The sequence below is a fragment of the Sphingobium sp. B2D3C genome (assembly GCF_025961835.1).
Taxonomy (GTDB): Bacteria; Pseudomonadota; Alphaproteobacteria; order Sphingomonadales; family Sphingomonadaceae; genus Sphingobium.
Genome location: NZ_JAOQOK010000001.1, coordinates 3,142,135 through 3,154,748, shown reverse-complemented (window position 1 = coordinate 3,154,748; position 12,614 = coordinate 3,142,135). Strand labels below are relative to the sequence as shown.

Genomic DNA, 12,614 nt, shown 5'->3' with positions numbered 1-12,614 from the left:
AGCCTACTCAGCACGAACGGTAAAGATCGGCGAAGACCGCTTCGGTGTCATGATCGGAGCTTCCCCAGGCGAAGAAACGCTCCCCGACGCAAGGCTCGTCCAATTAGTCCTTGTCGAACAGCGCCGCGAGCTGCTCCACCATCGCACCGCCCAGTTGCTCGGCATCCATGATCGTCACGGCGCGCTTGTAATAGCGGGTGACGTCGTGGCCGATGCCGATGGCGATCAGCTCGACCGGTGAGCGGCCTTCGATCCAGCCGATCACTTGCCGCAAATGCCGCTCCAGATAGGTTCCGTTGTTCACCGAGAGCGTCGAATCGTCGACCGGCGCGCCGTCGGAAATCACCATCAGGATGCGGCGTTCCTCGGTCCGGGCGAGCAGGCGATTGTGCGCCCAGAGCAGCGCCTCGCCGTCGATATTCTCCTTGAGTAGCCCCTCGCGCATCATCAGGCCGAGGCTGGCCTTGGCACGGCGCCAGGGCTCATCCGCCTTCTTGTAGATGATGTGGCGCAGATCGTTGAGACGACCGGGCCGGGGCGGGCGCCCGGCGGCGAGCCATTGTTCGCGACTCTGCCCGCCTTTCCAGGCGCGGGTGGTGAAGCCGAGCACTTCGGTCTTCACGCCGCAGCGCTCCAGCGTGCGCGCCATGATGTCCGCGCTGATCGCTGCGATGCCGATGGGGCGCCCCCGCATCGAGCCGCTATTGTCGATCAGTAGCGTCACCACCGTATCGCGGAAATCGGTGTCCCGCTCCATCTTGTAGGAGAGCGAGTGCGCGGGATTGACGACAACGCGCGCCAGTCGCGCGGCATCGAGCATGCCTTCCTCCTGGTCGAAATCCCAGCTGCGGTTCTGCTGGGCCTGCAGGCGCCGCTGCAGACGGTGCGCCAGCTTGGAGACCGCGCCCTGGAACGGGGCGAGCTGCTGGTCAAGAAAACCACGCAGGCGCACGAGTTCATCGGCATCGCACAGGTCGAGCGCCGTCACCACCTCGTCGAACTTCGTCGTATAGGCGTGGTAGTCGAAGTCCGGCGGCAGGTCCGACAAGGGGCGATTGGGGCGCACGGGCATGGCGCCATCGTCATCCTGCGCGTCGCCATCGCCATCCTCGTCCGAGTCGCCGTCCTGCTCCTCGCGCTCTTCGGACATCTCCTCGCCCGGCTCGCCCTTATCCTCGCCGCGCGTGTCGGCGCGGGACTGATCGTCCTCTTCGCCCTCGTCTTCTTCCTTGTCCTCATCCTGCTGCTCGGATTGCTCGTCCTGGTCCTCGTCATCCTCATCGGGCGATTCGGGGGGAACCTCCGCGCGCACCAGCTCGAGATGCTGGAGCATCGAGAGCACCTTGTCCTGAAAGGCCTGCTGATCGTCGAGGCACAAAGACAGGCCTTCAAAGTCGTCAGCGGCCTTCTCGTCGATCCACTCGCGCAGAAATTCGATGCCCTTGAGCGATTCGGGCGGCGGCGCTTCCCCGGTCAGCTTCTCGCGCAGCAGCAAGGCAACGGCGCCCTGCACCGGCACTTCATCGGCCGATTGCGCGCGCGTGATCGGGTCGGAATGGGTGCGCATGTCCAGCGCGGCGGCGAGATTGGCCCGCATGCCGGCGTAGTTCTTGGACCCCAGCGCCTCATAACGGACCATCTCGACGGCATCATAGACGGCGCGCGCAGCGGGCTCGCTCGGCGCCCGCGCGGAATGGAGTCGCGCATCATGGTGGCGAAGCTTGAGCGCGAAGCTGTCTGCAAAGCCGCGCGCGAGCGCGACCTGATCCGCCGGCAGATTGCGCGTCGGCGTGGGCACCTTGATCTGCTTGCCGGCGAGGTGCGGTGCATCGGGCGTGAAGCCGAGCTCAACCTCGGCATCATGCGCGACAGCGCGCGAGGCGCCGGTGAGAACTTCCTTGAAGCGGTCGAGGGGGGAACGGTCAGCCATGATGTACAATGGGCTGGTCCAGTGCCCCGATCCTGTCAACCCTCCTGCCCTTTGGCAGAGCGGCCCATCTCAGCTCGTCAACCTTTGCGCGCTCAACTGTGCCGCTGTGGAACAGCACCCAAATTATTAGGATTTCTTGGTTAAATCCATTTTCGAACGCGGCCTGCCTGCCTATCAGCGTCCCCAAGGGACGGTGCTGGAGCGGCTAGGTCGCGCAGCTTTTTGTGATAGGACGATTGCCCATGATCCGGACTGCCTGCCTTGCCGCGATGCTGACGAGCGGCGCACTCCTGCCGATCCAGAGCGTCAGCGCGGCGGTCAATCTCAATGCGCGCATCGCCCTGCTGACCAGCATTCTGCACACCGAGGCCAGCTTCTCGCAGCGCGATTTCAGCTTTGCGATCAACAGCGGCGGCAGCCAGCAGATGGTCTTCAAGGGCCTGGATGGCGTGCGCAACTTCAACAATTATGCCCAGCTCAACAATTGGCTGGGCCACTATGCGGATTCGCAAGGCGTTTTCGAGGGCGGCCAGTACAAATTCACCCACTCCGTGCTCGACAGCTATTTCACCAGCCCGGCGCCCGCCACGCCGATGGCGACCGTGACCGAACCGACGCCAACCGTGTTCGAAGGCGCGCCCTACAAGTTCACCCATTCGGTGCTGGGCAGCTATTTTGACGAGGCCGCGGAGCCGCAGGCAGAGTCGCACACGGAGACCGCCGGCCCGCTGATGCGCGCGATGATGGCGCCGCCGCCCGCCATTCCCGAGCCGGCAACCTGGGCCATGATGATTGCCGGCTTCGCGCTGGCCGGCGTCGCCCTGCGCTACCGGGTGACCCGCACGCGCATCGCCTGATCACCCATTCGCGAAGGCGGCCCGCGCTCGGGCCGCCTTGCCGCGTCAGGCGCTCTTGCCGACGACGCTTTCCGGCAGATCCTTGCCGAACACGCGCTGGTAATATTCCGCCACCAGCGCCCGCTCCGCCTCGTCGCACTTGTTGAGGAATGACAGGCGGAAGGCGAAGCCGACATCCTTGAAAATCAGCGTGTTCTGCGCCCATGAGATCACGGTGCGCGGACTCATTACGGTGGAAATGTCCCCGTTGATGAAGCCCTGACGGGTCAGTTCCGCGACGCGGATCATCTTGGCGACTTCCTCGCGACCGCCCGGATGATCATATTCGCCGGACTTGGCGAGCACGATCTGCGCTTCGGTCTCGGCCGGCAGATAATTCAGCGTCACCACAAGGTTCCAGCGGTCCATCTGGCCCTGGTTGATCTGCTGGGTGCCATGATAGAGGCCCGTGGTGTCACCCAGGCCGACCGTGTTGGCGGTGGCGAACATGCGGAACCAGGGGCTCGGACGAATCACCCGGTTCTGGTCGAGCAGGGTCATCTTGCCGTCGGCTTCCAGCACGCGCTGGATGACGAACATCACGTCGGGCCGACCGGCGTCATATTCGTCGAACACCAAAGCCACCGGACGCTGCAAGGCCCAGGGCAGCAGGCCTTCCTTGAACTCGGTGACCTGCTGACCGTCCTTGAGGACGATGGCGTCACGTCCGACGAGGTCGATGCGGCTAATATGCGCATCGAGGTTGATGCGGATGCAGGGCCAGTTGAGCCGCGCCGCGATCTGCTCGATATGAGTCGACTTGCCGGTGCCGTGATAGCCCTGCACCATCACCCGGCGATTATAGGCATAGCCGGCCAGGATCGCGAGCGTCGTGTCCGGATCGAACACATAGGCGGGGTCCGTATCCGGAACGCGCTCGTCCGCTTCGGAAAAGGCGGGGATCTCCATGTCGATATCGACCCCGAACACCTCGCGCGCGCTCACGACGCGATCGGGCGCATCGAGCAGCACCTCGCTGCGCATGTCGGAATTGGTGTTGGGCAGATCGGTCATAGTCATCATCTTCCTGCGAGTCACACAGCCCCTAACCGATTGCCGCGCGCCCTGTCGATAGAAGGTAGGGTTCCATCAGGCGGATCAGACCGCCCATTCCGCCGGATCGTGCTCCAGCCCGATCAGCGCGAGACCGTGCGCGATGGATGTCAGTTCTCCGCCGGTCGCGATCCGCTCGGCACCGAACCGGCGTTCGAATATGGCGCGAATCGCGGGGATGAGCGACGATCCGCCTGTGAGGAACACGCGGTCGATGGCGTCGGCGTCCAATGCGGCGTCTGCCAGGGCCTGATCGACCGTCTCCTCGATCCGCGCGACATCCGGCGCGATCCATCGCTCAAACTGGGCACGCGTCACATCGGCATCGATCACCAGATCATCGCTCTCAAAGCGGAAATGCGCTTCATCCTCGCTCGAGAGCGCACGCTTGAGCTGGCCGACCGCATCGTAGAGCGCATAGCCGAGCTCCCGCTCGATGATGGCAATCATGCGCCCGATGGCAGCGGGATCGACGGCAGCGCGCTGCAGCCGCGCCAGCTCTTCCATGGTCCGCCGGTTGCGCATCAGGGCGAGTCGGGACCAGTCGGCAAAGTCCGCGAAATGGCTGCGGGGAATTTCCAGAACCTTGTCGAAGGAGCGATAGCTGCTGCCCTTGCCAAGTATGGGAAGCACGAGATGATCGACGATGCGGTAATCGAACCGGTCGCCCGCAATGCCGATGCCGGCATGGCCGAGCGGCTCGCAGCGCCGCCCGTCGCCCGCCGGGCGCATCCGCACGATGGAGAAATCGCTCGTGCCACCGCCAAAGTCCGCGACCAGAACCGTCGCCGGCTCCGACAGGCGGCTGGCGAAGCTGAACGCCGCGCCGAGCGGTTCGTAGACATAATGGATATCGGTGCCGAAGGTGCGGAACATGGCATCGTAGCGCGTGCGGGCCAGCCCCTCATCCGGTCGCGAGCCCGCATACCGCACCGGCCGGCCCACGATGATCCGTTCGGGCCGCTCCGGCCCGGAGCCCAGCGCGCCACCGGCATGGGCGACCATGCGCTCCAGAAAGGCCTCGCCCAACTGCTCGAAGGTCATGCGCTGATCAAAAATGCTGGCATGATCGAACAGCGGGCTGGCGGCGACCGACTTGAACGACTGGATGAAGCGCGAGCCCTGCGGAAAATCCAGATATTCCGCGATGGCCCACGGCCCTGCCTCGCGCGCCAGCGCCGCCCGGCTCTCGCCCTCTTCCCAGAAGCACAGGGCCGAGCGGAAAACGGCGCCTGTCGCCTTGTCGCCCGAGAACTCCAGCATATGGGACGTGCCGTCCTGGGCAATCGCGGCAACGCTGTTGGTGGTGCCGAAGTCGAAGCCCATCGCACGGGCCGGCGTGCCGGTCGCCATATCAATCACCTTCCTGGAAGCGGGCCGGCGCCTATGGCAGCGTAGACCCGGCGCGGCAAGGTCCGTCAGGCGAAGGCCGGCGCCTTGCGGAGATGGGAATAGGCCGCGATCACGTCTTGCAGCGCTTTCTCATGCGCGCGGTCGCCGCCATTATGATCCGGGTGAAAGCGGCGGACCAACTCGGTATAGCTGGTGCGCAAGGCGCGCCGGTCGGCATCGGTCGAAAGACCAAGCGTCTTGAGGGCAGACCGATCCGCGCCAGACAGCGGCTTGCCATCCTGCCGTTGCGCGGTTTCCGCTGCCCGCATCTTGAAGCGGGCGCCAATCGCATCGAGCGGATCGGAGAAATCGGCCCAGCGTGGCGGCGGCGTGCCACTCGCTGCGGCCGACGAAAAGGCCCGCGTCTCTCGCTCCCAGCCGCCATAAGGACGCTGCGCCTGCGTGATCTCCTCCGGGCTCATCCCCTTGAAGTAATTATACTCGGTGTTGAACGCGCGGATGTGCTCCAGGCAGAACCAGCGCCATTGCGGCGGACCATCGGGTGCGCCGCGCTTTTCCTCTGGCGGCGCGCGGAACTCACCTGCTTCCATGCAGCCGGGATGCGAGCAGCGGCGCGCCTCACCTTCCACGCGACCGTGAAAGCGCGTGTGGCGGCGCGATGCACCCTGATTGAACCCCGACCCTGACACGACTGTCTCTTCCCTGTGGCTGCGTGACCCAAAACGCTTATATAGGGCGCATGGTTGACGCTTCGCTAGGCCCGGTCGGGCAAGAGATCGCACAGCGGCTGGAAAATGCCCTGTCCCCGCAACAGCTCGCCGTCATCAATGACAGCGCCAAGCATCGCGGGCATATGGGCGATGATGGCAGCGGCGAAAGCCACTTCACCGTGGAGATCGTCGCCGACTCCTTCACCGGCCAATCCCGCGTTGCGCGGCAGCGCATGGTCAACGCGGCGCTCGCCGATCTGCTGCGTGAGAAGGTGCATGCCCTCGCCATTCGAGCCCGCGCGCCGGGTGAATGAGCGGGGCGTGACCCGTCGCGCGAAACGTCCAGCGGCCCGCCTGCTGGTCACCGATCCGCAAGGACGGCTGCTGCTCTTCCGCTTCACGCCCGATGATCGCCCGCCTTTTTGGGTGACGCCCGGCGGCGCGGTCGATCGGGGCGAAACCTTTGAGCAGGCCGCGCGGCGCGAACTGCGCGAGGAGACAGGGCTCGACCTCGAACCCGGTCCGCTCGTGGCGGTGCGCGATGTCACCTTCGTCACGCTCGAGGGCATTCCCGTCGATGCCGAGGAGCGCTTTTACGCGGTCCCCGTCGCGGAGGCGCGAATCGACACGGCGGGTCACACCGATCTCGAGAAGGCCGTCATGCTTTCGCACCGCTGGTGGACGCCACAGGAACTGGCGGCCCATGACGAGGCCTGGTATCCGGTCGATTTGCTGGACATCTGGCAGGAGCTGCTCGCCGGCACCGTGCCGTCATGACCGGCGAAACGCGGGCAGGGCTGCTGGAAGGCTGGCGCGCGCATCTCGCCGAAGGCCGGCGCCGCTCGCTTCACACCGTGCGCGCCTATGTCTCCACCGCCGAACGCCTGCTCGACTGGATGGCGGACATGGACGGCCGCGCGCCGACATCGGCGGCCATCACCACGCTGACGACAAGCGATCTGCGCGCCTTTCTGGCGGCGCGCCGGGCGGAAGGCATCGGCAACAGTTCGGCGGCGCGGGAGCTCTCTGCCCTGCGCGCCTTTCTGCGGTTTGTGGGCGGCGAGGGCGCCACGATTCCGGTGATGCGCGGGCCGCGCGTCAAGCCCGGCGTGCCGCGACCGATCAGCCCGGATGAAGCCGTCGCGCTTGCCGAGGACATTGCCGAAACCGCGCGAGACGGATGGATCGGGGCGCGCGACTGGGCCGTGCTGATGCTGCTCTACGGCGCGGGCCTGCGCATCAGCGAAGCCTTGGGACTGACAGGCGACGCCTTGCCGCTGGGTGAAACGCTGCGGGTGCTGGGCAAGCGGAGCAAGACGCGGGTGGTGCCGCTGCTGCCGCAAGTGCGCAGCGCGATCGAGGAATATATCGCGCTCTGCCCCTATCCGACGCGCAAGGACGCACCCCTGTTCCGGGGCGCGCGCGGCGGCCCCCTTTCCCCGGCGCTGATTCGTCGCGCCGTTCAGGGGGCACGCGGGCGCCTTGGCCTGCACGATCGCACGACGCCGCATGCGCTGCGCCACAGCTTCGCCACCCATCTGCTCGGGCGCGGCGCGGACCTGCGCTCACTGCAGGAACTGCTCGGTCATGCCAGCCTGTCCTCGACGCAAATCTACACGCAGGTCGATGCGGTGCATCTGCTCGATGTCTATCGCAACGCGCACCCGCGCGCGGAAGGATAAGACATGATTACGGCTGGTCGCGCGGCTCGCTCTTCCAAGTGAACAGCCGCCAGAAATAGCCGACGACCAGAAACGCCACCGCGATATTGGTGAGCGGGCCAAGATAATCATCGATGCGCTCGAACCGCACGCCAAGATAATAGCCGGCCCCGACCAAGACGACGTTCCAGATCAGCGCGCCACCGGTCGTCCAGATGACGAAGCGCCAGAACGGCATGGCGAACAGCCCGGCCGGGAGCGAGACGATCGTGCGGAACACCGGCATGAAGCGGAAGATGAACACGATCTTGTCGCCATGGCGCAGGAAGATCCGCTCCAGCCACTCGACCTCCCGCCACCGCAACGTTGCCCAGCGGCCATAGCGCTCGACCAAGGGTCTCAGGCGCGCATAGCCGAGGCAGAGCCCCAGATAATACCAGAACAGATTGCCGATGGTGGTGCCGATGGTCCCCGCTGCCAGCAGGGGCACCACATCCATCTTCCCCTGGCCGACGCGAATGCCGCCAATGCCCATGATCAACTCGGACGGAATGGGCGGAAACACATTTTCCAGCACCATCAGCAGGGTGATGCCCCAATATCCGCCGGCATCGATCAGATGAACGACCCAATCGCTCATCTGTCGTCACCCATCATCGGCTTATCAATCATCTGGTTGTTGCAGCAGCCTCAGGCCGCCCGCTCCGCCAGTCGACGCTCGACCGCATCCCAGATCATGCCGCCGGTATCCGTGCCGTTGAAGGTATCGATGGCAACGATGCCGGTCGGTGACGTCACGTTGATTTCGGTCAGCCATTTGCCGCCAATGACATCGATGCCGACGAACAGCAGGCCGCGCTTCTTGAGCTCCGGCCCCAGCGCGGCGCAGATCTCCTGCTCCTCCGCCGTCAGCTCGGTCTTGGCGGCGGTGCCGCCGGCGGCCAGGTTGGAGCGGATCTCGCCCTTGCCGGGAATGCGATTGATCGCGCCGGCCACTTCGCCATCGACGAGAACGATCCGCTTGTCGCCTTGCGCCACGTCCTTGAGGAAAGCCTGCACCATGAAGCTTTCGACCCACATCTCACCGAAAAGTTCCACCAGAGCGGCGAGATTGGCCCCATCTGCGCCAATGCGAAACACGGCCGAGCCGGCATTGCCGTACAGCGGCTTCACGACGATCTCGCTATGCTCGGCAAGGAAGTCGCGCGTTTCCTCAAGGCTGCGCGTGATCATCGTGGGCGGCATGAAGCGCGCGAAATCCAGCACGAACAGCTTTTCCGGCGCGTTGCGCACGGCCACCGGATCGTTGACGACCAGCGTTTCGCCGGTGATCCGCTCCAGCAGATGCGTCGCGGTGATATAATTGAGGTCGAAGGGCGGGTCCTGCCGCATCCAGACCACATCGACATCGCGGCCAAGGTCCAGCTTGACCGCCTCGCCGAAGCGATAGTGATCGCCTGCAACCTTCTGCACCGTCACCTCACGCGCCTGCGCATAGAGCCGTCCGCCGCGCCAGCTCAGATCATCGGTACGATAATGGTAGAGCCGGTGCCCCCGCGCCTGGGCGGCGATCATGATGTGAAAGGTCGAATCGCCGGCAATGTTCAGCGACTCCATCGGGTCCATCTGCAGAGCGACCTTGAGCGACATCCGTTCTTACCTTCCACCGTTCGGGCTGCTTCGAGCCCTGCCTTGTTCTGAACCGAGACGCTGACACGTGACGCAACCGGGACCGCAGGCGCTAGCCGCCGTGCCAGACATTTTCCAGATGGCGTGGCCGATGACCCGGCGCAAGCAGCATCACGTCGATGCGCATGTCGTCATCCGGCCCCAGCCAGTTATGGGCGACCGCTTCCGCCGCCGCCGCGACGCGCGCCAGCCGCCGCTCATCGATCGCTTCATCGAGCAGCGCCTCGCTGGCCCGCGTCTTCACCTCGACGAAGGCGACGATCTTGCCACGCCGGGCAATCAGGTCGATCTCGCCGGCGCGGGTGCGCACCCGCCGCGCGAGGATCGTCCAGCCCTTGAGCCGCAACCACCAGCCCGCGATCCGCTCGCCCTGCCGGCCGCGCTTCTCGGCGGCGAGCCGCGCCGGCGTGGGCGGGCTGCCTTTCACTTCCCCTTGAGCTCCATGGCGCGCGCGTAGAGCGCCTTGCGGTCCGCCCCCAATGCGCGGGCGACTTCGCCTGCCGCTTGCGAGACAGTCAGCCGCTCCAGCGCCTCGCGCAGCGCTGCATCGATCTCGTCGGCTTCCGGCGCGGCGCGCTCTCCCGGCGGACCGACGACCAGCACGATCTCGCCCCGTGGCTCCTTCTGCGCGCAGGCCGCCGAGAGTTCGGTCAGCGTGCCGGTCAAGCTTTCTTCATAGGCCTTGCTGATCTCTCGACAGAGCGCGGCCGGACGATCGCCGAGCACGGCCGCCATGTCCGCCAGCGATGCCGCGCAGCGCGGCCCGCTCTCGTAGAAAACCAGCGTCGCACGGAGCGCCACCACTTCCATCAGCGTATCAGTGCGGGCCTTCGTCTTTGGGGGCAGGAAGCCCATGAACAGAAAACGGTCACTGGGGAGGCCAGAGAGCGTGATCGCCGCAATCGCCGCGCAGGGACCGGGCACCGTATTGACGGATCGGCCTGCCGCACGGGCGTCTCGCACCAGCTTGTATCCAGGATCTGAGATGAGCGGCGTTCCTGCGTCCGACAACAGCGCTATAGCTTCGCTCCCCATCCGCTCGACCAGACGAGCGCGAACCCGCTCATCGCTGTGGTCATGGTAGGGAATCATGGGCCGGTCGGACCCGGCATGGCGCAGCAATTTAGCACTGACCCGGCTGTCCTCTACGGCCACTACGTCCGCGCCTTGGAGGACCGCGGCAGCGCGGGGCGACAGGTCGGACAAGTTGCCGATCGGTCCCGCAACGATATATAGGCCAGGCTCAAGTGAAGCGGACATGAGGTGTGCCATGGCAGAGAGGAGCCTTGCGGGGCAAGTGAGGTTCGACATCGCGGCTGGAGGCACCCCGACGCCCCGTCGCATTCTGCAGGGCATTGTGCTGATCGGCGCCATGCTGCTGGCGGCCTGTACGCGCGTGGTGCCGCCGGCGCAGCAGCCTGCTCCGCCGCCCAAGACACAGCAGCCGGATGTGACGCAGGGCCTGCCGACCGATACCGAGCGGCACCGCATTGCCCTGCTTGTGCCAATGAGCGGCGCAAATGCCGGCGTGGGGCGCTCGCTGGCCAATGCCACCACCATGGCGTTGCTGGATACCAAGACCGAGCGACTGCGCGTCACCACCTATGACACCGGGCGCAACCCGGCCGAGGCCGCGCGCAAGGCCGTGGCGGAGGGCAACAAGCTCATCCTCGGCCCGCTGACGGCGGACGAGGTGCGCGCGGTTGCCCCGATTGCGCGCGCAGCCAACATTCCGGTGCTGAGCTATTCCAATGACGAGAGCGTCGCAGGCAATGGCGTCTATCTGCTCGGCTACAGCCCGGAGCAATCGGTCTCCCGCGTCGTGCGCTTTGCAAGGGCGCGCGGCCTGAGCGATTTCGCAGCGCTCGTGCCGCGCGGCGTGTATGGCGAGCGGGCCGGCAAGGCATTTCTCAGCGAGGTGAAAGCCGCCGGCGGCACGGTCGTGGCGATGGAGACATTCGATCGCTCGGCCAATTCGGTTCAGTCCGCAGTCCAGCGCCTGTCGGCCAGTTCCAGCTATGATGCGCTGCTGATCGCCGATGTCGGTCGCATCGCGCTGCAAGCCGCGCCGCTGGTCCGCACGGCTGGCGCCAGGGATGCGCGCATCCTCGGCACCGAACTGTGGGCGACCGAAGCAGGTTTGTCCGCCAGCACGGCGCTGCGCGGTGCCTGGTATGCCGGCGTATCCGATGGGTTGTATCGCACGCTCGCAACCAAATATCGCTCGACCTACGGCGCCGCGCCATATCGCCTCGCGTCGCTGGGTTATGATTCGGTGCTGCTCACCGTGCGGATCGCGCAGGACTGGAAGCCCGGGAGCGCCTTCCCCGCAGCGCGACTTCGCGATGCCGAGGGCTTCGCCGGCATCGACGGCGCCTTCCGCTTCGGCCGGGACGGGATCGCCGAGCGCGCACTGGAAGTCCAGCAGGTCGGCGCCAGTGGATCGACGGTGGTGGATACCGCGCCCAAGGGCTTCGGGCGGTAGATCGCGCCGCCCTGCGAGCCAAAGAAAAGGGCCGCTGCCTCCCAGGAGACAGCGGCCCTTCTTATTGAAATGCGGCAGGTCCTAGAGGATCGACTGACCCGTCTTCTCCCAGTCCGAAGCGAAAGCGGCGAGGCCCTTGTCGGTCAGCACATGGTTGACCAGCGACTTGATGACCGCTGGCGGCGCCGTAATCACGTCCGCACCGATCTTCGCGCATTCGAGCACATGGATGGGGTGACGAAGCGAAGCCGCGAGAATCTCGGTCTCGAAGGCGTAATTGTCGTAGATCAGCCGGATGTCCTCGATCAGCCGCATGCCATCGAAGCCATTGTCATCGTGCCGTCCGACGAAGGGCGAGATGAACGTCGCGCCTGCCTTGGCGGCGAGCAGGGCCTGATTGGCCGAGAAGCACAGGGTCACATTGACCTGGCAGCCATCCTGCGTGAGCGCCTTGCAGGTCTTCAAGCCATCGATGGTGAGCGGCACCTTGATGCAGACATTCTCGGCGATCTTCCGGAGCACAGCGGCTTCCTTCATCATCGTCTCATGATCGAGCGCCACGACTTCTGCTGAGACGGGGCCATCGACCAGCCCGCAGATTTCTTCCACCACTTCGAGGAACTTGCGGCCCGATTTGTGGATGAGGCTGGGATTGGTCGTCACGCCGTCCAGCAGGCCAGTGGCGGCAAGCTCGCGAATGTCGGCAGTGTCGGCGGTATCGACGAAGAATTTCATGGCCAGAGGTTCCCGGTTGTGGAGAGATTGGCGCCGCCTATAGCGCCGCACGCCCCCGGATGTAAGGCCCGCCTGCCGTGCGGAGGCGCAAGCGAGGCCGAC

Annotated in this window: 13 protein-coding genes and 1 pseudogene; 5 read left to right on the top strand and 9 right to left on the bottom strand. The window is 65.5% G+C overall.

The genetic code is table 11. The features are described 5' to 3' along the window. Positions 1-103: 103 nt before the first annotated feature. The gene (gene cobT / locus M2339_RS14665; RefSeq protein WP_264588099.1) at positions 104-1,930 is read right to left on the bottom strand and encodes a cobaltochelatase subunit CobT; all 1,827 of its coding nucleotides are present in this window, start codon (positions 1,928-1,930) and stop codon (positions 104-106) included. A 749-nt stretch (positions 1,931-2,679) separates the two neighbouring features. Here cobT and M2339_RS16240 point away from each other — a divergent pair. Continuing rightward, positions 2,680-2,787, top strand: a pseudogene (locus tag M2339_RS16240) (PEPxxWA-CTERM sorting domain-containing protein); the annotation flags it as partial. A gap of 45 nt (positions 2,788-2,832) precedes the next feature. Here the strand turns inward: M2339_RS16240 and cobS are convergent. The 3 genes from cobS to M2339_RS14645 all read right to left on the bottom strand — a co-directional run bounded on the left by cobS (position 2,833) and on the right by M2339_RS14645 (position 5,921). Beyond that, the gene (gene cobS / locus M2339_RS14655; RefSeq protein ID WP_264571700.1) at positions 2,833-3,840 is read right to left on the bottom strand and encodes a cobaltochelatase subunit CobS; all 1,008 of its coding nucleotides are present in this window, start codon (positions 3,838-3,840) and stop codon (positions 2,833-2,835) included. An 84-nt stretch (positions 3,841-3,924) separates the two neighbouring features. After that, positions 3,925-5,232 (bottom strand): Hsp70 family protein, encoded by a 1,308-nt coding sequence (locus M2339_RS14650; protein ID WP_264588100.1) that lies wholly within the window; start codon positions 5,230-5,232, stop codon positions 3,925-3,927. Between the two features lie 65 nt (positions 5,233-5,297). After that, positions 5,298-5,921, bottom strand: a complete 624-nt coding sequence (locus M2339_RS14645; protein WP_264588101.1) for a J domain-containing protein — start codon at positions 5,919-5,921, stop codon at positions 5,298-5,300. A 50-nt stretch (positions 5,922-5,971) separates the two neighbouring features. Here M2339_RS14645 and M2339_RS14640 point away from each other — a divergent pair, with 50 nt between their 5' ends. The 3 genes from M2339_RS14640 to M2339_RS14630 are packed head-to-tail and all read left to right on the top strand — an operon-like array spanning position 5,972 to position 7,624. Continuing rightward, entirely contained in the window at positions 5,972-6,256 is a 285-nt protein-coding gene (locus M2339_RS14640) for a BolA family protein (RefSeq protein WP_181561141.1), read from the top strand. A 7-nt stretch (positions 6,257-6,263) separates the two neighbouring features. Further along, a complete protein-coding gene (locus M2339_RS14635) occupies positions 6,264-6,719 on the top strand; it encodes an NUDIX hydrolase (RefSeq protein ID WP_264606446.1) in 456 nt (151 codons plus the stop codon). Next, a complete protein-coding gene (locus tag M2339_RS14630; RefSeq protein ID WP_264588103.1) occupies positions 6,716-7,624 on the top strand; it encodes a tyrosine recombinase XerC in 909 nt (302 codons plus the stop codon). The genes M2339_RS14635 and M2339_RS14630 overlap by 4 nt, the downstream gene beginning before the upstream one ends. A 7-nt stretch (positions 7,625-7,631) precedes the next feature. Here M2339_RS14630 and M2339_RS14625 read toward each other — a convergent pair whose 3' ends face one another. The 4 genes from M2339_RS14625 to rsmI form a co-directional block, all read right to left on the bottom strand. Next, on the bottom strand, positions 7,632-8,243 hold the full coding sequence (locus M2339_RS14625; protein WP_264588104.1) for a DedA family protein: 612 nt from the start codon (positions 8,241-8,243) through the stop codon (positions 7,632-7,634). A gap of 50 nt (positions 8,244-8,293) precedes the next feature. Next, positions 8,294-9,253 (bottom strand): glutathione synthase, encoded by a 960-nt coding sequence (gene gshB, locus M2339_RS14620; RefSeq protein WP_264588105.1) that lies wholly within the window; start codon positions 9,251-9,253, stop codon positions 8,294-8,296. Between the two features lie 91 nt (positions 9,254-9,344). Beyond that, on the bottom strand, positions 9,345-9,719 hold the full coding sequence (locus tag M2339_RS14615; RefSeq protein ID WP_264571693.1) for a YraN family protein: 375 nt from the start codon (positions 9,717-9,719) through the stop codon (positions 9,345-9,347). Beyond that, the gene (gene rsmI / locus M2339_RS14610; RefSeq protein ID WP_413714863.1) at positions 9,716-10,552 is read right to left on the bottom strand and encodes a 16S rRNA (cytidine(1402)-2'-O)-methyltransferase; all 837 of its coding nucleotides are present in this window, start codon (positions 10,550-10,552) and stop codon (positions 9,716-9,718) included. The genes M2339_RS14615 and rsmI overlap by 4 nt, the downstream gene beginning before the upstream one ends. A gap of 10 nt (positions 10,553-10,562) precedes the next feature. On the opposite strand from rsmI, the gene M2339_RS14605 reads away from it, so the two are divergent. Continuing rightward, on the top strand, positions 10,563-11,777 hold the full coding sequence (locus M2339_RS14605; RefSeq protein ID WP_413714862.1) for a penicillin-binding protein activator: 1,215 nt from the start codon (positions 10,563-10,565) through the stop codon (positions 11,775-11,777). Positions 11,778-11,858: 81 nt separating this feature from the next. Here the strand turns inward: M2339_RS14605 and fsa are convergent, their stop codons facing one another. Further along, positions 11,859-12,512 (bottom strand): fructose-6-phosphate aldolase, encoded by a 654-nt coding sequence (gene fsa / locus M2339_RS14600; RefSeq protein WP_181561134.1) that lies wholly within the window; start codon positions 12,510-12,512, stop codon positions 11,859-11,861. Between the last annotated feature and the right edge of the window lie 102 nt (positions 12,513-12,614).